Raw genomic sequence first — 21876 nt, forward strand, 5'->3', positions numbered from 1 at the left:
GTGCACGCGCACGGTGCGCCGACGACGAGGCCGGCGGGCGGCGCCCCGGAATGGTCAGCTGCGCGCGCTGGAGGCCGAGGCGTCGTCGACCGTCGTCTGCGAGGACTCGCGCACGATCAGCTCGGGAAGCGCCTGCACGCGCTGCACCGGTCGACGCGGGCCTTCGACGAGCCGGCTGAGCAGCGTCTCCACCGCGAGCCGACCGATGTGCGCCTTCGGTGGGCGCAGCGCGGTGATCGGCGGTTCGCCGTTCTCGGCGATCTCGTCGTCGTAGGCCACGATCGCCAGATCCTCGGGGATCCGGAGGCCGCGATCGATGCAGTGGTGTTCGAGGTGGATGGCCTGCGGGTCGGAGTGCACGAACAGCGCCGTCGTGCCGGTGGCGATGCACCGGTCGACGAGTTCGCTGAGGTTGCGGTCGCGCAGCTCGCCGTCGGGGTCCTCGAGCAGGTGCTCGATGAGCGACGACGGGTCGAGGCCGAGCTCAGCGAGTGCGCGAGACCATCCGCGCTGCAGGTGCCCCGAGGTCGGCGAGTTCTTCGCCACCGCGATGCCGATGCGGCGGTGCCCCGCCTGGTACAGGTGGTGCGCCGCGAGGATGGCGCCGAACTCGTGGTCGGTCGTCACCCACTCGAGCCGTCGCAGCGCGAGTGCGGTCGGAGCGCGCCGCTCGACGAGCACCACCGGGATGTCGAGGTCTTCGAGCCAGGTGAGGATCGCGGCACCGTCGTGCCCGGCGGTCTCTGGTGCGACGACGAGCCCGTGCACCGAACCCGACTCGACGAGCGCGGAGATCTGGCGGCGCTGGTCGGCTGGGTCGTAGGAGGCCCCGCGAAGCACGAGCTGCGCCTGGGTCGCCGTGGCGGCGGCCCGGGCGCCGCGCACGATCTGCGGCCAGTAGTAGCCGAGCGATGGCACGACCATGCCGATCCGATAGCGGGAGTGGTTGCCGTCGGTGCCGCGAGCGACCGTGCGATCGAGCGGGCTGCGAAGCGTCGCCCCGCCGTGCACGCGGGTGACCAGCCCCCGCTCGGCGAGGGCGGTGATGTCGCGCCGAACGGTGATCTCGGTGACGGCGAGCGACTCCGCCAGCTGCTTGACGGTCACCGAGCCGTGCTGGCGCAGCTCGTCGAGGATGTGCTCGCGTCGCTCGATCGCGAACAACGGGTGCGGGTCGCTCATCGGGTCTCCTCGTCGGCTGCGCGGAATCGCGTCGTCATGCTTCGGGCGCCTGCCGCGGGCCGCAGCCGCAGCCGCGTGATCCGCTCTCCCCACGAGCGGGCGATCACCGCGTCATCGATCGTGCGCTCCTCGAACTCGACGTCGGCGGCGTCGTGTTCGATGAGCAGGTCGCGCGCGCCCGGCCGCGGTCGGCGCACGCGGATGCATCCGTCGCCTTCGACGCCGGCCTCGCCCCACACCAGCCAGGTCGTGCGCGTGCCGGGGTGGTCGTCGAGCGTCCAGTCATCGCGCACCTCGCCCGACGAGGCGACACGGTCGAGCCGGATGCTGCGCGTCCACGACTCCCCGTCGGCGAGCGGCCAGGCCCGATCGAGTGCGAGCGACCACTGGGCGTCGGCCCCGTCGTCGGTGCCCGTGAGCTCGACGGCGCGCCATTCCGCCCCGGCGGCCTGCAGCGCGCCCCGTGGTTCGGGCACCGAGTGCCAGTCGCTCCGCATCGTCCACAGCGTGTACCGTTCGGGCCCGAAGGTACGCCGGTCGTACTCCGGCCGGCCGACGTCGATGACGGCGGGGACGCCGTCGAGTGTCACCGTGACACTGCCGAGATCGTTGTGGTTGTGGTTCTCGTCGTTGTGGCCGCCCTTCAGCGAGATCGCGAGTCCCCGCTCGCCGTGCTCCCGCGCCAGTGCGAGCGAGAGGGAGTCGAGCACCACGGATGTCGGCAGCGGCGGGTTCGCCACGGCCGCCGCCGCCCAGTCCGCGTCGGCGAGCGCACCGAGGATCCGACCGAGGCCGTTGTTCGGTGCGGCGGCTGCCGGTGCGCCCCGCTCGAACCCGCTCGCGTGCGCCACGACGTCGGGCAGCCCCAGCCGCCGGCCCCACGCATGTGGGATTCGCCAGGGTGCCGATTCGGCGGGGTGCGCCGATGCGTCGGCGAACGAGAGCACCCACTCGCGCCCGAGCTGCATGCGCAGCGGAAACCGCAGCAGTTCGGCGAGCCCGGGCAGCGCGGTGAGGTCGAGGGTGCCGCCGGAGGCGCGCTCGAGCACCTCGAGAGCGTCGAGGGCTCGTGCGGCGCCGTTCCACCAGTACGCGACGCCCTCGTCGATGCCGCCGTCGGCCGGCAGGGCGGCGAGGTAGCGGTCGATGCCGTCGACCGAGCGGTCCACGATGTCGCGTGCGCGCTCGGGTTCGGAGAACGCCGCGGCCGCGACCAGCACGTTGCCGTGGATCCACGGGTTCCAGTTGTGCAGCTTGCCGTCGAGTCCGAGCCACGGCCAGTCCCGGCGGTCGAGGAACGGCATCAGCACGCGCCGCTCGACCTCGGTTCGCATGCGCTCCTGCAGGCCGGGGACACGCGACTCGAGGCGCTCACCGAGCGCGAGTCGAGTCCAGGCGAACAGGCCGGCGATCTCGCCGGCCCCGAGATCGAGGTACGGTCGGTTCGGATCGGCGACGACGCCGCCCGTGCGCTCGAAGACGTCGTCGTGCGCGGGCCAGCACCAGGTTGACTGTTCGCAGAGCAACTGGATGCCGTCGGCGGTCTCGTCGAGGTGCTGCTGCGATCCGGTGGCGTGCGCCGCCGCAGCGGCGGTCGCGGTGCGATCCATTCGCCTGAACACGGCGCCCTCGTAGTCGGCGCGATCGCCGTCGCGCGGGTACCTCGCGAAGTCCGAGAGCAGTGGGGTCGGCCATGGCATCGCGGCCGCGACATCCGCGCGCTCGACGAATGCGGCGACCGAGACGTCGGTCGCGTCGATCGGCACGACGGGGGAGAGCAGCTGAGGGCGCCATTCGGCCGCGGCCCACGCGCGACTGAGATCGCCACGAGCGATGATGCCGGTTCTGTCGCGCGACACGCTACCTCCATGTAGGCGTTCCTGATCGAGCATGTTCGTTTGTGTTCGAACGCTTTGACTGCGATCGCAATGGAGTATTCACTATGTTTCAGCCCGGCCGCAACCACGAGGACCGGATCTCAACGAGGAGCAGCATGACCCGCGAGCCACGACCCGCCGCGCTGATCGCGATGGCACCCGCGGTGTTCTTCCAGCAGTTCGACGAGGCCGGCCTACGCCGCATCGAATCGCTCGTCGACCTCGTGCATCCCGGACCCGTTGCCGACCTCGACGACCCGGCGCTCGCCGGCGCGCTGGCGCGTGCCGAGGTGCTCATCACCTCATGGGGTGCGCCGCAGCTGACCGGGGAGCGGCTGGAGCGCATGCCGGCGCTGCGCGCCGTCTTCCATGCCGCAGGCACGGTGCGCGGCATCACGACCGATGCCTCATGGCAGCGCGGCATCACGGTGACGAACGCCGCCGAGGCGAACTCGATTCCCGTGGCCGAGTTCACGTTCGCGTCGATCGTGCTCGCAGGCAAGCGGGCCCAATTCCTCTCCCGCGACCCGTTCGCACACCGCGACGATTGGCAGGGCCGACTCGCGACGTCGGCGTACTCGAACCTCGGACGCGTCATCGGCATCGTCGGCTTCAGTCGAATCGGTCGTCGGGTGGTCGCCCTCCTCCAGCAGCTCGAAGAGGTCGAGGTGCTCGTCGCCGACCCCTACGCCGATGCGGCGGCCGTCTCCGCGGCCGGCGCTCGCCTCGTGAGCCTGCCGACGTTGCTCGAACGCGTCGACGTGCTGAGCCTGCACGCACCGGAACTGCCCGAGACCCACCACATGATCGGCGCCGCGCAGCTCGCGATGCTGCGCGATGGCGCCACGGTCGTCAACACCGCGCGCGGCAGCCTCATCGACACCGAGGCGCTCACCGCCGAGTGCAGCACGGGCCGTCTCGACGCGGTGCTCGATGTCACGGACCCCGAGCCGTTGCCCCTCGATTCGCCCCTCTATCACCTCGCCAACGTGTCGATCACGCCGCACATCGCCGGGTCGCTGGGCACCGAGACCCGGCGCCTGTCGGATTCGGCGCTCGACGAACTCGAACGCTGGATCGCCGGGTCGCCGCTGCAGAGCGAGGTCGTGCTCGCCGATCTCGGGATGAGCGCATGACCGCGATCGATCCGCTGGCGCCGATCACCGGCTGGGGCCGGAACGACTGGCTCGAACTCGCCGACCGCATGCTCGGTGCGGCCAGGCAGGTCGCTTCGCCGCGCCACGCCAAGCTGACCTTCCCCGGTGCGCCCGGCGGGTACGGCACCGACGTCGACGCCCTCGAGGGATTCGCGCGCACGTTCATGCTCGCGGCGTTCCGCATCGCCGGCTCGCCCGAGACGACCGGGGCGCTCGCCGCCTGGTACGCCGAGGGCTTCGACGCCGGCACCGACCCGTCGTCGCCCGAGCGGTGGCTGCGGCCCGACGAGGTCGACCAGGCCAAGGTCGAGGCCGCTGCGCTCGCGATCGGCCTGCACTTGACCCGCGACGTGCTGTGGGCGAACCTCGCGCCCCGCGTGCAGGGGCAGATCGTCGACTACCTCTCCACCTTCATCGGCGGCAGCTACCCACCGAACAACTGGGCGTGGTTCCGCATCGTCGTCGAGCAGTTCCTCGCGAGCGTCGGAGCGGAGTACTCCCGAGACGACATCGAGCACGACCTCGAGCTGCTCGACACCTTCTTCCGAGCAGACGGCTGGGTCGCCGACGGCGCCGGCCGCTCCTTCGACCACTACACGGGCTGGGCGCTCCACCTCTACCCGCTGATCTGGGAGTCGATGCTCGCCGCCGACGACCCGTTCCGGCAGCGGATGCCCCGCTACCGCGAAGCGCTCGACCGGTACCTGCTCGATGCCGTCGCCCTCGTCGGCGCCGACGGCGGTCCGTTGATCCAGGGTCGCAGCCTCACCTACCGCTTCGCGGCCGCCGCTCCGTTCTGGGCGGGCGCGTTCGCCGGCTCGACCGCCGTGGAAGCGGGCATGCTCCGCCGGGCGGCGAGCGGCATCGTGTCGCACTTCGCCGACCGCGGAGCCCCCGACGCCGACGGCCGGCTCTCGCTGGGCTGGCACGGCGCGTGGCGCCCGATCGCGCAGAACTACTCGGGCACCGGCTCGCCCTACTGGGCCGCGAAGGGAATGCTCGGCATCGCCTTGCCCGACACCCATCCCGTCTGGACCGCCGCCGAGCTGCCGTTGCCCGTCGAGCAGGGCGACTTCGTGCGTCCGATCACGGCTCCCGGATGGCTCGTGGCCGGCACGAGCGCCGACGGCATCGTGCGCGTCGTGAACCACGGCACCGACCACGGCGAGGCGGGCCTGCTCGGCCACGATGCACCGCTCTACGCGAAGTTCGGCTACTCGACGGCGACTGCGCCACTGCTCGCCGGGGCATCCGCCGAGGCCCGTCCCGACCAATCGGTGGCCCTCGTCGTCGACGGGGTCGCTGCCGACCGTTCGGGCTTCACGACCGGCGATCTCGATCTCGTCACGTGCGACGACGGCTCGAGCGCCGGCTGGGCCGTCTCGACGGCGGTGACGCACCGGGTGCTGCAGCGGCCCGAGCATCCCGACCACGGAACACCGTGGCCGGGCGGCAAGGTGCAGCGCGGCGCCCGCATCACCACGGCCTCGCTCGTGCGCGGCGCCTGGGAGGTGCGGTTCATGAGCGTCGAACACGACGCTGGCGTCGAGCTCACCGGCGAGACGTTCCGGGTGAGCGGCTGGCCGGTCTCGGGCGAGGAGGTCGTGTCGGAGGTCGCAGCTTCCGCCGACCGCTCGGACGCCGCCGCCGCCGCGATCGCGGGCGACCTCGTCTCCGACATCCGATCGCTCGCGGGTTTCGACGCAGCCGGAGTGCAGATCGACGTCGACGCGACCTTCCTCGGAGCGCGCACCGGCACCCCGTGGCTCACCGCGCCAGTGCCTGCCGACGCCGGCTGGCACATCGCCGCCATCGGACTCGCGCGCGGCGCCCTCGGATCGGCGCCCAGCGTCGCCCTCGATGGCGACGCCGCGACCGTGCACGTCGTCTGGGACGACGGCGCACGCATCTCGGCCACCCTCCCGGAGGTGGGCTGACACATCCTGCATCACCGGGCGCCAGCCCTCCTGGCGTCGACTACCATCGCCAAGTCAAAGGAGATCACGCAATGAAGCGCACCATCACCGCAGCGGCCGCCACGGCGGCCATCGCGGCCCTCGTCCTCTCGGGATGCGCCGGCCAGCCGGCAGCCCCCGCCGAAGAGGAAGGTCCGGTCACGCTGACCGTCTCGGTCTGGAACTACGAGCAGACTCCCGAGTTCAAGGTCCTGTTCGATGCATTCGAAGCCGAGAACCCCGACATCACGATCGAGCCGGTCGACATCCTCGCCGAGGACTACCCCGACAAGCTCACCACGATGCTGGCGGGCGGTGACACGACCGATGTCCTCACCATGAAGACCGTCACCGACTACCTGCGCTATGCGCAGCGCGGCCAGCTCGTCGAGGTCACCGACACGGTCGAGGCGCTCGACGCCGACACCGTCGCGGGCCTCGATCCGTACGACGTCGACGGCAAGTACTTCGCCGTGCCGTACCGTCAGGACTTCTGGCTGCTCTACTACAACAAGGGCCTCTTCGACGCGGCCGGCCTCGACTACCCCGAGCACATCACGTGGGACGAGTACGCCGAGCTGTCGGAGCAGCTCACCGATGCCGCGGCGAGCCCGAAGGTGTTCGGCAGCTACCAGCACATCTGGCGCTCGACCGTGCAGGCGACTGCAGCGGCGCAGACCGGCGGCGACCTCGTGAGCGGCGACTACGCGTTCATGGCCGACCAGTACAACCTGTTCCGCGACCTGCAGACGGGCGGTTTCTCGCTCGACTACGCCACCGCCAAGTCGCAGCAGATCAGCTACCGCACGATGTTCGAGACCGGCCAGGCCGCCATGATGCACATGGGCACCTGGTACATCGCCGGCATCAAGGCCGCCATCGACAACGGCACCTCGACCGTCGACTGGGGCGTCGCCTCGATGCCGCAGGTGAAGTCGGGCGACGAGACCGTCACCTTCGGCGGCCCGACCGCGTTCGCCGTGAACAAGAACTCGAAGCACCAGGCGGCGGCGAAGAAGTTCCAGGAGTTCGCGGCCGGCGAGCAGGCCGCGATCGCGATCGCCGGCATCGGCGTCGTTCCCGCGTACAGCTCCGACGCCGTCACCGAGGCGTTCACCGCGCTGCCGACCGACGAGATCTCGGTCACCGCGTTCAGCGAGCCGAAGGACGTCGTGCTCGAGATGCCCGCCACCGAAGACGCCTCCGACGTCAACACGATCCTCGACCAGGAGCACGACCTGATCATGGTCGGTGAGACGTCGGTCGACGACGGCATCGCGGCGATGGACGACCGCGTCACCAACGAGGTGTTGCGCTAGCAACCGGCGGGGTCCGCTCCCCGTCGCGGAGCGGACCCCCTCAGCATCGACGGATGCCGCGGCATCCGACAACCCGGAAGGACCCCCCCCATGGCCGTCACCGCCCCGGCGGCGCCCGCATCCCGCGAGCGCGCGAAGCGCCGGCGTCGACTCCGCGACATCGCCGTCGGCTGGAGCTTCATCCTGCCGAACTTCGCGGGTTTCGCCCTGCTCACCCTCGTGCCGATGGTCGGCGCCCTCGTGCTCGCCTTCATGGAGTGGGACTCCTTCACCCCGCCCGAGTGGGTCGGCCTCGACAACTTCGAGCGCCTCGCGCGCGACCAGACGTTCTGGATCGCACTCGGCAACACCGCCTACTACGCGATCGGCCACATCCCGCTCACGATGGCGGCGGCGCTCGGGCTCGCCCTGCTGCTCAACCGCAAGCTCAGGGGCCTCGGCTTCTTCCGCACCGCGATGTTCTTCCCGTACGTGACCTCGCTCGTCGCGGTCGCGGTGGTGTGGAACATGCTGTTCAACCCGACGGCCGGCCCGATCAACCAGGTGCTGGAGTTCTTCGGCGTCGCCGACCCGCCCGGCTGGACCTCGAGCTCCGCGTGGGCCATGCCGGCCGTGATCATCACGAGCGTGTGGCGCGACATGGGGTACTACATGGTGCTGTACCTGACCGGATTGCAGGCCATCCCCACCGAGTACTACGAGGCCGCCGAGGTCGACGGCGCGAACGCGTGGCAGCGCTTCTGGAGCATCACCCTCCCGTCGCTGCGGCCCACGACCTTCTTCGTTCTGGTGATGATCACCATCTCGAGCTTCAAGGTCTTCGACCTGATCGTCGTCATGACCGACGGCGGGCCCGGACGAGCGACCACGGTGCTCTCGCAACTCATCTACCGTGAGGGCATCGTCGAGAACCGATTCGGATACTCCTCGGCCATCGCCCTCGTCCTCTTCGTGATCGTGCTGGCCTTCACGGCCGCGCAGTTCACCCTGCAGAAGCGCAAGGAGCAGTGATGACCGACACCAGGCTCGACGACGAGACCCGGTTGGGCGCCTTCGAGTCGACCGTCACGGCGGCGATGACCGCTCCCGACGCCGACCGGGCCGTCGGGCGCACGCCTCGGCGCGGACGGCGGCTGCCCTCGGCGAAGCAGGCGGCGCTCTACGCGCTGCTCGCCGTCGTGGTGGGGCTCGTATTCGTCCCGTTCTTCTGGATGATCTCGTCGTCGCTGAAGCACGACAACCAGGTGTTCCAGATCCCGACCCAGTGGATTCCGACCGAGTTCGTGTGGTCGAACTACGTCGACATCTGGACCCGCATCCCGCTCGCGAACTACCTCAAGAACTCGATGTTCCTCGCGATCGTGATCACCTTCCTGCAGCTGCTCACCGGCAGCTTCGCGGCATACGGCTTCGCGAAGCTCCGCTTCCCGGGCCGCGACGTGCTCTTCGTCGCCTACATCGCGACGATCGCGGTGCCGTGGCAGGCCTACATGATTCCGCAGTACATCATGATGCAGCAGGCCGGGCTCGTGAACACGCACCTCTCGATCATCCTGTTGCAGGCGTTCGGCGCGTTCGGGGTGTTCCTCATGCGCCAGTACTACCTGACGATCCCCGACGAGCTCGTCGAGGCCGCCCGCATCGACGGCATGAGCGAGTACGGCATCTGGGCGCGCATCATCCTGCCGCTCTCGAAACCGGCCCTCGCGAGCCTCGGACTGCTCACGTTCGTCACCGTCTGGAACGACTACATGGGCCCGTTCATCTACTTCACGAGCAATGACCTCTGGACGGTGCAGCTCGGGCTGCGCTCCTTCGTCGGGCAGTTCGACGCGCAGTACGCGATGATCATGACCGGCTCGGTGATCTCGGTCGTCCCGATCGTGATCGTGTTCCTCCTCGGGCAGAAGCACTTCATCCAGGGCATCGCGACGAGCGGACTGAAGGGGTGAGCCGCATGGAGGCGACGGGTGGGGGCTCCGCGCGGGGGCCCGTGCGGCGGTTCCTCGCCCCGTCGGCGTCGGCGTTCCAGTCGCTCTTCGAGACCCTCTACCTGGCGCTCGGCGTGGGAATGAGCACCGTGGCGGTCGGCGTGCTGCCGCTCGTCGTCGCGGTCGCCTCGCTCGCGCAGCCCCTCGAGGCCTGGCCGTTCCTGCTCCTCTGCACGTTGCCGCTGGGGCCGGCGATCGCCGCGGGATTCGCCGTGTTCGCAGACGCGAAGACCGCGGCCGACGTGGCGCCGTTCCGCGACTACTTCCGCGCGTGGCCGTCGCTGGCGGTTCCGGCGCTCACGATCTGGGCGACGTTCATCGCACTCGCCGGGGTGCTCGTCGTCGACATCGGGGTCATCTGGGGCTCGCCGTTCGCCGCGCTGATCGGCCCGGTCACCGTCGTGGTGGGCGCCATCGCCGCAGCCGGTACGCTGCACGCGCTCGCCATGCTCGCCTCGCGGCTGCGGACCCCGGCGCGGGTCGGGGCGTTCGCGGCCGTGAAGGCGGGCCTGTACCTCGCGGTGCGACGGCCGCTGCTCAGCGCGCTCTCGCTCGTGGTGCTCGCCGTGTGGGCCATGGTCGTGCTCGCGCAGCCCGCCATCGGGCTGCTCGCACTGACGGGATTCGCGCTGCTCGTGCTGCAGGCGAACTCCGCGGCGGTGATCGCGACGCTCGTGCCGGTCGAACAGCGCGAGCTCGACGCCGTCTCCGAGCCGGAGCACGCCGGTCTCGACCGACGAGGTTGACGCGAGCCCGTCGACGTGCTCGCATGGCGGGATGGAACACCCTTCCGCTCCCGCGTCGACCGACCTCGTCGGCGATGACGAGCTCGACGAGCTCGAACGAGAGTTCGTCGGCCGCGTGCGCGGTCGCGTACTCGAGATCGGCGCCGGCGAGGGCGAGAACTTCGGGGCGCTGCATCCGGATGTCTCCTGGCTCGGCCTCGAACCCGATGCGCCTCGCCGTGCCGAGCTCGCGACCCGCGCTCGCGAGTGGGGGCACGCCGCCGAGCCGTTCGACGCGAAGGCCGAGGCGATTCCGCTGCCCGACGGCTCCGTCGACGCGGTGGTCGGCACCTATGTGCTCTGCTCGGTCGGCGACCTGGCCGCGGCGCTCGCCGAGGTGCGACGGGTGCTCGCGCCCGGCGGTCGGGTCGTGTTCATCGACCACGTGGTCGCGCCGCCGCGCACCGTCAAGCGGCTCGTGCAGCGGGTCGCGACGCCGTTCACCGCGCGGTTCCACCACGGATGCCACTGGGACCGCGACACCCGGCGGGCGCTCGCCGATGCGGGATTCCTGGCCGACGAGGCGCGGCAGCTGCGGGTTCGCTCGGCGCCGTTCGGCCCGGTGCCGACGCTGCTCTTCGACGGGCACGCGCCGTGAGGCATCCGTCGCTCGACTAGCCTCGAACCATGAGCCGCACCGTCTGGACCGTTCTCGGCGTGATCGCCGCCGTCGTCATCGCCTGGTTCCTCGTCGACGTGGTGTTCAGCGTGCTCTGGTTCATCGTCAAGCTCGGCATCGTGGCCGTGGTGGCGGTCATCGTGTTCTTCGTACTGCGCAGCGTCTTCGCGCGGCGGGGCGACCGGGACTCGATCGAGCGCTGACGCGGCGACGGCGCGGAGCCGAAGCTTCCGCGCCGTCCGCGATCTCCGCGATCTTCGGTCACGCCGTGCGCATGGTCGCCTCGGCGTGCTCGGTCGCCCAGGTGAGGGCGTACTCGGCGACCTCCTGCCAGCCGTCCTGGCTGACGATGCGGTGCGTGCGGCCCGGGAATTCCCGGTAGTCGACGATCGCGCGGCTGCCGGTGGCCCGGTACTTCTTCACGATGGCCCGTCCGATGGCCGGCGGCACGACGTGGTCGATCTCGCCGGTGATGACGAGCAGCGGCGCGCGGTCGGCGCGGCCGTAGTCGACGTGGCTGACGCCGCCCCGCTCGTTGAACGCACCCGCGACGCCCTCGAAGAACACCCGGTTGTAGGAGTTCACGGCGAACTCGTCCCAGAGCCGATCGGATGCCGCGCGGTCGAGGTCGTTGCCGAAGGTGAAGTGGAAGTGCGCCTTCGAGATGGGCTTCGCGCCGTTCCTGTCGAACGGGTTGGCGAGGATCGGGAAGCCGGTGCGAAGCGTCGACGGCGGCAACGTCGTGATGCCGGCGGGCTGGCCGGGCGTGACACCCACGTAGGCGACGCCGAGGCCGCGGTCGGCGAGCATCTGGGTGAGCAGGCCGCCGAAGGAGTGGCCCATGATGATCGGCTTCTCGGGGAGGGCGCGGATGATGCGCTCGTAGTGATCGGCGATCTGCTGCAGGCCGATGCCCTTGAGCGCTTCGGCGTTCGAGCGGATGTCGGCGACCTCGCGGTCGTCGATGCCGGGCCAGCCGGGAACGATGACCTCGTGGCCGCGGGCCCGGAAGTACTCGGCCCAGGTGTTCCAGCTCTTCGGGGTCATCCAGAGTCCGTGGATGAGGACGATGGGGGTCTTGGTGGCGTTCATGATCTCTCCTTGGGTGACTTCGTTCGGTAAAAGTAGAACGATCGTTCTGTCTCTGTCTGTGAAGTTACGCCGAGGCGTGGCTCGTGTCAAGCAAAAAGAGAAAGATCGTTCTATCATTTTCCGTATGGCCACTCGAACGACTTCTGCGGGCGCCTCCGAGGCGCGCGAGCGCTTGCTGCGCACCGCGTCCGAGCTCTTCTATCGCGAGGGCATCCACTCGGTCGGCGTCGACCGCATCATCGGCGAGGCCGGCGTCACCCGGGCGACGTTCTACCGGCACTTCCCGGGCAAGGAGGACCTCGTCGAGGCGTACCTCGGCGTCGAAGACGCGAACATCCGCGGTGCGTTCGCGGCAGCCGAGGCATCCGGGGCCGAACCGAAGCCGCTCGTCGGCCTCGTCATCGAGGCGCTCGCCGACGACGTCGCCCGACACCACACGCGCGGCTGCCCGTTCATCAACGCCGCCGCCGAATACCCCGATGCCGACAGCGGCGTGCGCCAGACGGTCGCGCGGCATCGAGCCTGGTTCCGCTCCGAGCTCGAGTCGTTGCTCACCGCGGCTGAGGTGAAGGATGCCGCGACCGCCGCCGGGCAGCTCGTGCTGCTGCGCGACGCGGCCATGGTCGGCGGCTACCTCGACGGATGGGAGCGGGTGCGTCCGGCGTTCCTCGCCGCGGCCGCGCGCACCGCGGTCTGACCCGCACTCCGTGCACATGGCCCGCGTCGGTCAGGCGAGGCCGACTTCTGCCGGTGAGCCGGTCGTCTCCAACTCTGGCCGTGCGCGTAGATGGCCGCCAGCGTTGCAATTCGAGTGGCGCCCGCGGGAGCGACTCACCGCACGCGGTCGGTCTCCGATGGCGGCTGCCAGGCAGCGTCCTGCCGAATGGCGCGCTGGATGCGCCGACTGATCTCGAGCAGTTGCCGCCGTTGAGACGCGGTCAGCGGCTGGAGAACGAGCTGATTCACCGTCTGCACGTGACCCGGGGTGGCTGCGTCGAATTTCGCCACCCCCTGCTCGGTCAGGATTGCGAGTGTGTAGCGGCCATCGTCGGGGTCGGGCCTGCGCTGCATCCACGCGCGGTCTTCCAAGCGCTTCGCGGCGCGCGACAGCCTCGACAGCGAGCTGTTCGCGTAGTCGGCGAGCACGCTCATGCGAAGTGTGCGGTCGCGAGCATTGGCGAGCGCGAACAGGATGCCGTACTCGAAGTGCGTCACCTCGGCGTCTCGAAGCAACTGGGCGTCGAGCGCCGCCGGCAGCCATTCGAGCACGGTCGCGAGAGAAGCCCAGGTCGCGAGGTCGTCGCCGCTCAGAGTCGAGGGCGGGTTCTGATCCGACATAGCAGCAGACTACGGGAGAAGGCGAGTCGTTCGTGGCCGGTTTGACTTGATCAATCAAGTCAGTAGGCTGGCGTGTGACTTTACTGGGAAAGTGAATGGGAGCATCGTGGATCTGCAACTGACGGGAAAGAAGGCGTTCGTGAGCGGGTCGACGCACGGCATCGGCTCCGCGATCGCGCGGGGTCTTCTCATGGAAGGCGCAACAGTCGTCATCAACGGTCGGACCGAGGAGGGTGTGCAGCGCGCGGTCCGGGAACTGACGAAACAGGTACCCGGCGCCGAGCTCTCGGGAATCGCCGCCGACTTCGATGACGCAGATCAGGTGAGCCGGCTCGCGAACGCGCTCGACGACCTGGACATCCTGGTGAACAACGTCGGACTGTTCGAGCTCGCGGCCTTCGAAGACATCGATGACGACACCTGGCAGCGGTATTTCGACGTCAACGTCATGAGCGGCGTGCGACTCTCGAGGCACGTGATGACGTCGATGCTGGCCAAGGGCGCCGGGCGCATCATCTTCATCGGAAGCGAGTCGGGCGTCAACGTCCCTGCCGACATGGTGCACTACGGCGTCACGAAAGCAGCCATGCTCGCCCTGAGCAACGGCCTGGCGAAGCTCACCCGAGGAACGGGAGTCACCGTGAACACGATCCTCGGTGGACCGACCTACTCCTCCGGCGTCGCAGAGACGGTGCACCAGATCGCGCAGGCACAGGGCATCTCGCCCGACGATCTCAAGGCGGCGATCATGTCGGGCACTGCGACCTCGCTGCTCGAGCGGTTCATCGAGCCCGGTGAGCTCGCGAACCTGGTGCTCTACTTGGCGAGTCCGCTGTCGTCGGCGACGAACGGAGCCGCCCTGCGGGCGGACGGCGGGGTCTTGACGGCGATGCTCTGATCGCTGGGCGCCGTCACTCGAGCGCGGCCTGCGCCTCGTCGGCGGCGGCTCGTGCCTCGCGAGCCGACCTGGTCGCGCGATCGTGCTCGCGGCCGAGCGGCCGCAGCTCGTGCTCGGCATCGGCGAGCTCGCCTTCGACCCGGCGCAGCCGCTCCTCGAGCTCGTCGCGCTCCTGAGCGCGTTCGTCGACGAGCCGGCGGAGGGCAGCAATGCGGGAATCGAGCTCGTCGAGTGCCCGTTCGGCCTCGACAGCTCGCTCCTCCGCCTCGCGTGCTTCGCGTTCAGCGCGCTCTCTCGCCTTCGCCTCGCGGGCGCGCTCAGCCTCCTTCGTACCCTCGTCGTGCTTCGCCGAACCCGAGCGTGCCGGCCGGGAACCGTCACGCGACCGCGACGCACCCCGGCCGGCGGGCGACGCTGCCCCGCCGGCGACGGCGCCGTCGAGATCCACCTCGCGGCCGACGGCCTCGAGTGCTCGCACGAGTCGTCCGCTGCGCACGGCGTCGGCAGCGGCGGCATCCGACATCGCAGCCTGCACGGTCTGCGCGACCTCGTCGAGCACGGGGGTGCGCACCGGATTGCCGAGTTCCTCGGCGAGCTCGCCGGCATCGCGGGCGAGCGCGGCGACGAGTTGCCGGCGCTGCCGCGCGAACTGCGCGAGCGTGTCGGCGTCGAGGTCGTCTTGCGCGTCGCGCAGGCGCTCGCCGAGCTCGATGATCGAGTCGACCTGATCGGTGCGGTGCCGCACGAGCTGGTTGACGAGCCACGCGGCAGGCGACGGTCGCCGCAACGCCTGCACGGCATCGGCGAGCTCGCGGTCGTCGACCTTGGCGGCCTTCGCGCGGTCGTTGCGCGCCGCCGTGAACGCGTCGGGGAGCAGCGCGTACAGCTCTGCAGCGACGTCGATCGGCGTTTGCCCGGGCACGCACTCATCCTCGCGGATCGGGCGGCGGGGAGGAAGGGCGGCCCGCCGTCCGCCGTCCGCCGTCCGCAGTGCAGCGGCGCACGCGGCATCCGTGATCTCGGCGGCATCCGCGATCTAATGGACGCATGCGAATCGTCGTGCTGACCGGCGCCGGCATCTCGGCCGAGAGCGGCGTTCCGACGTTCCGCGACGCCGGCGGGCTCTGGGAGGGCCACCGCGTCGACGACGTCGCGACGCCCGAGGGGTTCGAGCGTGACCCCGAGCTGGTGCAGCGCTTCTACGACGCGCGCCGGCACGCCGTGGCGGCCGCACTGCCCAACCCGGCGCACGAGGCACTCGCCCGGCTCGAGCAGCGACTCGGTGACGAGCTGCTGCTCGTCACGCAGAACATCGACGACCTGCACGAGAGTGCAGGATCCACGCGGGTCGTGCACATGCACGGCGAACTCGGCTCGGCCCTCTGCGTCTCGTGCGGCGCGAGGTCTCCCGTGCCGGCCGATCTCGTCGAACGACCTCCGTGCCCGGTCTGCGGTGAGCGGACGCTGCGCCCCGACGTCGTCTGGTTCGGCGAGATGCCGTACGAGCTCGACCGCATCGAGGCCGCGCTCGCGGCGTGCGATCTCTTCGTCGCCATCGGCACGTCGGGCGCGGTGTATCCGGCAGCGGGATTCGTCTGGACGGCGACCGAATACGGTGCCCGCACGCTCGAGCTGAACCTTGCAGCGAGCGAGGTCTCATCGCTGTTCGACGAGTCGCGACTCGGACCGGCCAGCGTGGTGGTGCCGGCCTGGGCCGACGAGGTGCTCAGCGCGACGGCGTGAGCCTCAGCGGCATCCGCTCGCCGCTCACCGGCCGCTCAGCCGACCGTCGAGAGGTGCTGCTCGAGCGCACCGAGCGCCGGTCGCTGGCCCTTCGTGAGGAGTTCGCGGGCGTCGCCGACGCGTACCCACCGGGCCTCATCGACCTCGGGGAACGACCGGTTGCGTCCCGACCGCGGCGGCCACTCCATCTCGAAGGTGTTGCTCGTCAGCTCCTCGATCTCGAAGTCGGGCGCTTCGCCGGCGAACACGTGCACGATCTTGCCGGAGGAGTAGCGGAAGCCGCCGAGATCGAGGTACTCGAGCGCCGGCGGCGGCACGCCGATCTCCTCCGTGAACTCCCGCGCCGCGGCGACCAGCAGCTCCTCGGGGGTGCCGTCGGCGTCGACGCCGACCTCGCCCTTCGGGATCGTCCACGCTCCCTCGTGCTTTCGTGCCCAGAACGGCCCGCCCATGTGCGCGATGAAGACCTCGGTGCCGGTCTCGGTCTCGGCCGGCCGCCGGTAGAGCAGCACGCCGGCGCTCGTCACCGGCACGGCGGACGCACCGCCCCGGCCAGGCCCGGCGCACCCGGGAGTAGCGTTGACGTGAACCCACGAAGGAGAAGCACATGGCACGCATCATCGTCATCGGCGGGCACGGCAGAGTCGCACTGCAGCTCGAACGACTGCTCGTCGAGCGCGGAGACGAGGTCGACGCCGTGATCCGCAACGCCGAACACACCCCCGACATCGAGGCCACGGGTGCCAGGGCGGTCGTCGCCGACATCGAGCGACTCGACATCGATGGGCTCGTCGATCTCATCCGCGGCCACGATGCCGTCGTCTGGTCGGCCGGTGCAGGGGGCGGCGATCCGAAGCGCACCTTCGCGGTCGATCGCGACGCGGCGATCCGATCGATGCGGGCGGCCGAACGCGCCGAGGTGCCGCGCTACGTGATGGTCTCCTACTTCGAGTCGCCCGACCACTCGGTGCCCGAGTCGAACTCGTTCCACGCTTACGCCGAGGCGAAGGCCGTCGCCGACGAGCATCTCGAGCAGACGCAGCTCGACTGGACCATCCTCGGCCCGAGCAGGCTCACCGACGGCGACGGAACGGGACGCATCGACGTCACCGCGACCGAGAGCAGCTCCGTCGATCGAGCGGATGTCGCCGCGGTCGCGGCTGCCGTGCTCGAACGGCCGCACACCGCTCGTCGCACCATCCGCTTCAACAGCGGCAGCACGCCGATCGCCGAGGCGCTCGGCTGAGTCGCGCTCGGCTGGCCCGCCCTCGGTTGACCGGGAGCGCACCGCTGCGCGGGCGCGCCCCGGAACGGTTCGGTGAGCGCTCAGTGCTCGCGGGGCCGGCGCACGAGCGCCCAGAGCGCCGCGACCAGCAGCACCCCGGCGACCGCTCCGATCAGACCGAGAATCGACCACAGCACGAATTCCGTCGACATCGCACACCTTTCGCGTTTGGCGTTCATTCTGCACGCGGCCGGGGTCGACCGCCAGCATTTCGGGCCCGGGTCGGCCCCGGCCGGCCCGGCGGGGCGGGGCGGGGCGGGCTCAGCCGAGCATCACCGAGTTCCGGTCGTTCGGGCTGACCCGCACCGGCAGCACCGAGCCCGGCTGCCAGTTGTGCAACGCCCCCTCGGCGATGACCGTCTGGTACACCGTGCGATAGGTCGACTCACCCGGCAGCGTGACGTCGAGCTGCACCTCGTACACGACCGTCTCGCCGAGGCGCTTGCCCGTGTCGGCGAGCGCGACGACGGTGCCGGAACCCTGGATCATCTGTCCGTAGGCGGCCATGTTGGTGAACGGGTTGGCGACGGCCGCGCCGTGCGTGCCGGTCACGTCATTCGGCCCGACGCCCGCGAACTGCTCAGCCAAGTCGGCCGACTGGCGCAGGTTCTCGCGGTAGTCGGTGTTGACCGACTGGGTGTAACCCGCCTTGGTGAGGCGGAAGAGGTCGCGGAACACGCCCATGATGCCGACCCGGTCAGCTCGTGAAGGCGGTCTTGTTCGGGTCGGCCGGGTCGACCGCGATGTCGTGCACGCTGCCCTCGGCGTAGCTGGCGAGGAACTGCGGCGCGAGCATCTCGCGCTTCTGCACGGTGTACGGTTCCCGACCGGGCAGGGTCACCTCGATCTCGAGCTGGTACCAGGGGTTGCCCGAGATGCGCTCGCCGGTGTCGACCGCGCTGCGGATCACCGAGGTGCCGGGCTGACCGACCGCGATGATGCGGTTGAGCTCCTGACCGTAGGCGTTCAGCACGTCGTGGTCGGCCGACATCGCGGCGCTCACCTCGCTCGCGTTCGCCATCGTGACGGGGGCGCCATCGGTGTATCCGGCATCGCGCATCGCCTGGTTCGCGAGCTCTTGAGCAGCCTGCGCCTGCGCCGCCCAGTCTTGACCGGCCGCCTGCCCCTGCGCCCCGGGCTGCGTGAATGCGTTCTTCGCCTTGTCGAACAAGCCCATCTGCGGTGTCCCTTCGTCTCGGCGCCCGATTCGGGCTCGGTCGCTCCCACCATCTCACGGAGCGGTGTCGCGTGGGCAGCGAATCGATGAACGTGCGCGCCGCGTGCGTCAAGCGGTTGACGGATGTCGCTGCGCCCGCGCACGCTGGAGGCAACCACTGCGGAGGAACCATGACTGACCCACAAGACCCGACCGATGCGCGAGGCGTGACGCAGCGTCGCGACCCGCTGAACGTCGCTGAGCCGAACGATGCCGAGGAGCGCACCGCCGCCGACGACATGGAGACCGCGGAGGAGGACGCCGCGACGCATGCCGCGACGCAGGGCGACGACCGCAACGAGCTCGAAGCCGACAACGCGGTGGAGGCGGATTCGGTCGAGACCCTCGATCCCGACAATCCTCCTGCGTAGGCGCCGACCAGTCGTTCTGCTCTGAGCGGATCGACCTGACGGCGAGCGGATGCCACGGCTAGCCTCTGGGCATGGGCAACGTCGTCGAGTTCACACGGGCAACGGGCGGGCGTGCGGCGGAGTCGCGCACCCCGAAGAACGGCGCATCGAAGCCGCTCTGGAGGCATGCGCTCGGCGAGGTGCTGCGGGGCGAACGCCTCGGGCAGGAGCGAATCCTGACCGAGGTGGCGGCGACCGCCGGCGTCTCGCCGCAGTACCTCTCCGAGATCGAGCGGGGCCGCAAGGAGCCGTCATCAGAGGTGCTCGGCTCGGTCGCCGAAGCGCTGGGGCTCGAATTGATCGATGTCGTGCAGCGCGTCGGAACGCTGCTCGGCGAACGGCAGCGGGCCGAGCGCACGGAGGCGGAGCGACGCGAGCTGTTGCGTGTCGAGGCGTCGTTCGCGTTCCGGGCCGACGCGGTCGCTCCGTACGACGTCGGCTCGGAGCATCCGCTCGCCGTCGTGCCCGGCGCGCCGTTCGCGCCCGCGGTGCTCGACGCGTACCTGCTCGCCGCCTGAGCCCGCAGGTCGCGGGCTGCCGAGCACCCCGGCGCCGCCGTTGGGAGCCCGCGCGAGACGCGCCGGGCTGAGCGACCGCGCCCGGCTACTCGCGCCCGGCTACCCGCGCCCGGCGCCGCCGCCCACGAGCACCTGCCGCGTCAGGACGTGATCGGCGAGACCGTACTCGACGGCGGCCACCGCCGGCAGGATGAGGTCGCGATCGGTGTCGTGGCGCAGCGCGGACGCCTCGCGGCCGGTGTCTGCGGCGAGGGCGGCCTCGAGCTCGGCGCGCACGCGCACGACCTCATCGGCGTGCAGGATGAGGTCGGGGATGGTGCCCCGCCCCTGCGTCGACGGCTGGTGCAGCACGACCCGCCCGTGCGGCAGGATCGCCCGCTGCCCCTTCGCGCCGCCCGCGAGCAGCACGGCGGCCGGCCCACCGGCCTGGCCGACGCACGTCGTCGCGACATCCGGTCGGATGTGCTGCATCGTGTCGTACACCGCGAGGGCCGCCCCCGGCGAACCGCCCGGCGAGTTCAGGTAGAGGCTGATCGGCGTCTCGCTCGACTCCGAGGCGAGGTGCAGGAATTGCGCGATGAGCACATTCGCGACGCCGTCGTCGATCTCGGTGCCGAGGTAGACGATGCGGTCCGAGAGCAGCCGGCTGTAGACGTCGAGCGAGCGCTCGCTGTTGCCGCGCTTCTCGACGACGTAGGGGATCGTGTAACTGGTCATGCGGGCACTCCCATTCCGGTGTTGGCCTGCAGCCCGAGTTGGGGGCGCTGACCCTGCGGGAACATCTCGCCGAAGCCGTCGGCGATGCGGTCGATGAAGCCGTAGTCCACCGCTTCGGCCGCCGTGTACCAGCGGTCGCGCAGGGAGTCCTCGGCGATGCGTTCGACGGGCTGGCCGGTGAACTCCGACACGAGGCCGAGCACGGTGTCGCGGGTGTAGCGCAGGTCGTCGGCCTGCAACTCGACGTCGACGGCCGTGCCTCCGATACCCGCCGAGCCCTGGTGCATCAGGATGCGGGCGTGCGGCAGCGCGAAGCGCTTGCCCGGCGTGCCGGCCGAGAGCAGGAACTGGCCGGCGCTCGCCGCGATGCCGACCGCGATCGTCGAGACGTCGTTCGGGATCGAGCGGATGACATCGGCGATGGCGAGCATCGCTGCGACCGACCCGCCGGGGGAGTTGATCCAGAAGCGGATGTCGCGGCGCGGGTCGTCGGCCGCCAGCGTGACGAGCTGCGCACAGAGCCGATTGCCGCCGGCCTGATCGAGTTCGTCGCCGAGCACGATGATGCGCTCGTGGAAGAGACGCTTCGTGAGCTCGGCGTCGATGGGAAGGAACGGTGGGGAATCGTGGTCGCTCATGCATCCAGACTGCGCGCGCCAGGCCGGGTGCGGGGCGGATGCCGCTGACGGCAGTGCTGCCCTGAGCAGTGCTGCCGAGAGCGGAGCTGCCGAGGGCCGCGGGCGCGCCGCGGCATCCGTGACACTTCGGGTCATGGCCGTCGGCGCGCGCACGGAGCGTCATGTCAAAATGTGTCGGTGACCCGCCTCACCGACCCGACCGCGCATCACGCGACCCGTCGGCGCACTCGGTGGCTGCCCCTCGTCTGGGTCGTGCCGATCGGGGTGGCGCTGCTCGTCGCCGTCGTGCTGCTGGCGATCTGGCTGCGCGGTCAACCGGCGGTGCAGGAGTTCATCGGGCGGTATCCCGGTACGACGCCGCTGCCCGACGGGGCGCCCGTCGGCATTCCCGCGTGGATCGGCTGGCAGCACTTCCTCAACGGGTTCTTCCTCGTACTCCTCGTGCGCACGGGGCTGCTGCTGCGCAAGGGCGGGCGGCCGCCGGCGCGATGGGTGCGGGGCAACAACGGACTCGTGCGCACGAAGAATCCGCCGTGGAAGATCAGCATCTACCTGTGGCTGCACTACGCGATCGACGTGCTCTGGGTGCTCAACGGCGTCGTCTTCATCGTGCTGCTGTTCGTCACCGGTCAGTGGATGCGCATCGTGCCGACGAGCTGGGACATCTGGCCGAACGCCGTCTCGGCGGCGCTGCAGTACGCGTCGCTGAACTGGCCGATCGAGCACGCCTGGGTGAACTACAACAGCCTGCAGGTGCTCACCTACTTCGCGATCGTCTTCATCGTCGCGCCGCTCGCCGTGATCACCGGCCTTCGCCTCTCGTCGGTCTGGCCGCAGCGGGCCGAACGGCTCAACGCGCTCTATCCCGCGTCGCTCGCGCGAGCGGTGCATTACCCCGTGATGCTCGCCTTCGTGGCGTTCGTCATCGTGCACGTCGTGCTCGTCTTCGCCACGGGTGCGCTGCGGAACCTCGATGCCATGTACGCGAGCCGTGACGACGCATCGTGGCTCGGCTTCACCGTCTTCGCGGTCTCGCTCGTGGTCTTGATCGCGGGCTGGTTCGCCGTGCGCCCGGCGGTGTTGAAGCCGATCGCCGAGCGCACGGGTACCGTCTCACGCTGAGCGGCTGACCTGCT

The 21876-nt window shown here is 70.2% G+C and carries 25 protein-coding genes; 15 read left to right on the forward strand and 10 right to left on the reverse strand.

The window, feature by feature from the left end; all coding sequences use genetic code 11:
* Positions 1-54: 54 nt before the first annotated feature.
* Together AC6CH0_RS09380 and AC6CH0_RS09385 are read right to left on the reverse strand one after the other, a co-directional pair.
* The gene (locus AC6CH0_RS09380; protein ID WP_498100019.1) at positions 55-1182 is read right to left on the reverse strand and encodes a LacI family DNA-binding transcriptional regulator; all 1128 of its coding nucleotides are present in this window, start codon (positions 1180-1182) and stop codon (positions 55-57) included.
* Positions 1179-3041, reverse strand: coding sequence for a hypothetical protein (locus tag AC6CH0_RS09385; RefSeq protein WP_498100021.1), 1863 nt, complete (start codon positions 3039-3041; stop codon positions 1179-1181). Before AC6CH0_RS09385 ends, AC6CH0_RS09380 begins: the two co-directional genes overlap by 4 nt.
* Before the next feature lie 134 nt (positions 3042-3175).
* On the opposite strand from AC6CH0_RS09385, the gene AC6CH0_RS09390 reads away from it, so the two are divergent.
* The 8 genes from AC6CH0_RS09390 (at position 3176) to AC6CH0_RS09425 (ending at position 11088) form a co-directional block, all read left to right on the forward strand.
* Positions 3176-4195 (forward strand): hydroxyacid dehydrogenase, encoded by a 1020-nt coding sequence (locus tag AC6CH0_RS09390; RefSeq protein ID WP_498100023.1) that lies wholly within the window; start codon positions 3176-3178, stop codon positions 4193-4195.
* Positions 4192-6153: a DUF2264 domain-containing protein gene (locus tag AC6CH0_RS09395; RefSeq protein ID WP_498100025.1), complete on the forward strand. Its 1962-nt coding sequence runs from the start codon at positions 4192-4194 to the stop codon at positions 6151-6153. The genes AC6CH0_RS09390 and AC6CH0_RS09395 overlap by 4 nt, the downstream gene beginning before the upstream one ends.
* Before the next feature lie 71 nt (positions 6154-6224).
* The gene (locus AC6CH0_RS09400) at positions 6225-7490 is read left to right on the forward strand and encodes an ABC transporter substrate-binding protein (protein WP_498100027.1); all 1266 of its coding nucleotides are present in this window, start codon (positions 6225-6227) and stop codon (positions 7488-7490) included.
* Positions 7491-7580: 90 nt separating this feature from the next.
* Positions 7581-8501 carry a carbohydrate ABC transporter permease gene (locus tag AC6CH0_RS09405; protein WP_498100029.1) on the forward strand — a complete coding sequence of 307 codons (921 nt, stop codon included), beginning with the start codon at positions 7581-7583 and terminating at the stop codon, positions 8499-8501.
* Positions 8501-9442, forward strand: coding sequence for a carbohydrate ABC transporter permease (locus AC6CH0_RS09410; protein ID WP_498100031.1), 942 nt, complete (start codon positions 8501-8503; stop codon positions 9440-9442). Before AC6CH0_RS09405 ends, AC6CH0_RS09410 begins: the two co-directional genes overlap by 1 nt.
* Before the next feature lie 5 nt (positions 9443-9447).
* Complete coding sequence (locus tag AC6CH0_RS09415; RefSeq protein WP_498100033.1) at positions 9448-10227, forward strand: YesL family protein; 780 nt, start codon at positions 9448-9450, stop codon at positions 10225-10227.
* A 31-nt stretch (positions 10228-10258) separates the two neighbouring features.
* On the forward strand, positions 10259-10864 hold the full coding sequence (locus tag AC6CH0_RS09420) for a class I SAM-dependent methyltransferase (protein ID WP_498100035.1): 606 nt from the start codon (positions 10259-10261) through the stop codon (positions 10862-10864).
* A 29-nt stretch (positions 10865-10893) separates the two neighbouring features.
* Positions 10894-11088, forward strand: a complete 195-nt coding sequence (locus AC6CH0_RS09425) for a hypothetical protein (RefSeq protein WP_498100037.1) — start codon at positions 10894-10896, stop codon at positions 11086-11088.
* A gap of 58 nt (positions 11089-11146) precedes the next feature.
* Here AC6CH0_RS09425 and AC6CH0_RS09430 read toward each other — a convergent pair whose 3' ends face one another.
* On the reverse strand, positions 11147-11977 hold the full coding sequence (locus AC6CH0_RS09430; protein WP_498100039.1) for an alpha/beta hydrolase: 831 nt from the start codon (positions 11975-11977) through the stop codon (positions 11147-11149).
* A gap of 124 nt (positions 11978-12101) precedes the next feature.
* On the opposite strand from AC6CH0_RS09430, the gene AC6CH0_RS09435 reads away from it, so the two are divergent.
* On the forward strand, positions 12102-12674 hold the full coding sequence (locus AC6CH0_RS09435) for a TetR/AcrR family transcriptional regulator (RefSeq protein WP_498100041.1): 573 nt from the start codon (positions 12102-12104) through the stop codon (positions 12672-12674).
* A 134-nt stretch (positions 12675-12808) separates the two neighbouring features.
* Here the strand turns inward: AC6CH0_RS09435 and AC6CH0_RS09440 are convergent, their stop codons facing one another.
* Complete coding sequence (locus AC6CH0_RS09440) at positions 12809-13315, reverse strand: MarR family winged helix-turn-helix transcriptional regulator (RefSeq protein WP_498100043.1); 507 nt, start codon at positions 13313-13315, stop codon at positions 12809-12811.
* Positions 13316-13421: 106 nt separating this feature from the next.
* Here AC6CH0_RS09440 and AC6CH0_RS09445 point away from each other — a divergent pair, with 106 nt between their 5' ends.
* Entirely contained in the window at positions 13422-14213 is a 792-nt protein-coding gene (locus AC6CH0_RS09445) for an SDR family NAD(P)-dependent oxidoreductase (RefSeq protein WP_498100045.1), read from the forward strand.
* A 13-nt stretch (positions 14214-14226) separates the two neighbouring features.
* On the opposite strand, the gene AC6CH0_RS09450 is transcribed toward AC6CH0_RS09445, so the two are convergent.
* Positions 14227-15135, reverse strand: a complete 909-nt coding sequence (locus AC6CH0_RS09450; RefSeq protein WP_498100047.1) for a transposase — start codon at positions 15133-15135, stop codon at positions 14227-14229.
* Positions 15136-15260: 125 nt separating this feature from the next.
* Here AC6CH0_RS09450 and AC6CH0_RS09455 point away from each other — a divergent pair, with 125 nt between their 5' ends.
* Positions 15261-15956 (forward strand): NAD-dependent deacylase, encoded by a 696-nt coding sequence (locus tag AC6CH0_RS09455; protein WP_498100049.1) that lies wholly within the window; start codon positions 15261-15263, stop codon positions 15954-15956.
* A 35-nt stretch (positions 15957-15991) separates the two neighbouring features.
* Here the strand turns inward: AC6CH0_RS09455 and AC6CH0_RS09460 are convergent, their stop codons facing one another.
* Positions 15992-16489 (reverse strand): NUDIX hydrolase, encoded by a 498-nt coding sequence (locus AC6CH0_RS09460; RefSeq protein WP_498100051.1) that lies wholly within the window; start codon positions 16487-16489, stop codon positions 15992-15994.
* 74 nt (positions 16490-16563) lie between these two features.
* On the opposite strand from AC6CH0_RS09460, the gene AC6CH0_RS09465 reads away from it, so the two are divergent.
* On the forward strand, positions 16564-17202 hold the full coding sequence (locus AC6CH0_RS09465) for an SDR family oxidoreductase (protein ID WP_498100053.1): 639 nt from the start codon (positions 16564-16566) through the stop codon (positions 17200-17202).
* 300 nt (positions 17203-17502) lie between these two features.
* Here AC6CH0_RS09465 and AC6CH0_RS09470 read toward each other — a convergent pair whose 3' ends face one another.
* Both AC6CH0_RS09470 and AC6CH0_RS09475 read right to left on the reverse strand, forming a co-directional pair.
* Positions 17503-17925: a hypothetical protein gene (locus AC6CH0_RS09470; RefSeq protein WP_498100055.1), complete on the reverse strand. Its 423-nt coding sequence runs from the start codon at positions 17923-17925 to the stop codon at positions 17503-17505.
* Between the two features lie 13 nt (positions 17926-17938).
* Positions 17939-18418 carry a hypothetical protein gene (locus AC6CH0_RS09475; RefSeq protein ID WP_498100057.1) on the reverse strand — a complete coding sequence of 160 codons (480 nt, stop codon included), beginning with the start codon at positions 18416-18418 and terminating at the stop codon, positions 17939-17941.
* Between the two features lie 170 nt (positions 18419-18588).
* Here AC6CH0_RS09475 and AC6CH0_RS09480 point away from each other — a divergent pair, with 170 nt between their 5' ends.
* Positions 18589-18828, forward strand: coding sequence for a hypothetical protein (locus AC6CH0_RS09480; RefSeq protein ID WP_498100059.1), 240 nt, complete (start codon positions 18589-18591; stop codon positions 18826-18828).
* 71 nt (positions 18829-18899) lie between these two features.
* Positions 18900-19385 (forward strand): helix-turn-helix domain-containing protein, encoded by a 486-nt coding sequence (locus tag AC6CH0_RS09485; protein WP_498100061.1) that lies wholly within the window; start codon positions 18900-18902, stop codon positions 19383-19385.
* A 99-nt stretch (positions 19386-19484) separates the two neighbouring features.
* Here AC6CH0_RS09485 and AC6CH0_RS09490 read toward each other — a convergent pair whose 3' ends face one another.
* Complete coding sequence (locus AC6CH0_RS09490) at positions 19485-20102, reverse strand: ClpP family protease (protein ID WP_498100063.1); 618 nt, start codon at positions 20100-20102, stop codon at positions 19485-19487.
* Positions 20099-20740 carry a ClpP family protease gene (locus AC6CH0_RS09495; protein ID WP_498100065.1) on the reverse strand — a complete coding sequence of 214 codons (642 nt, stop codon included), beginning with the start codon at positions 20738-20740 and terminating at the stop codon, positions 20099-20101. The genes AC6CH0_RS09490 and AC6CH0_RS09495 overlap by 4 nt, the downstream gene beginning before the upstream one ends.
* A gap of 177 nt (positions 20741-20917) precedes the next feature.
* Between AC6CH0_RS09495 and AC6CH0_RS09500 the strand changes: the two genes are divergently transcribed.
* Positions 20918-21862, forward strand: coding sequence for a cytochrome b/b6 domain-containing protein (locus AC6CH0_RS09500; RefSeq protein ID WP_498100067.1), 945 nt, complete (start codon positions 20918-20920; stop codon positions 21860-21862).
* Positions 21863-21876 lie beyond the last annotated feature (14 nt).

Source organism: Agromyces sp. GQ35 (genome assembly GCF_059758475.1).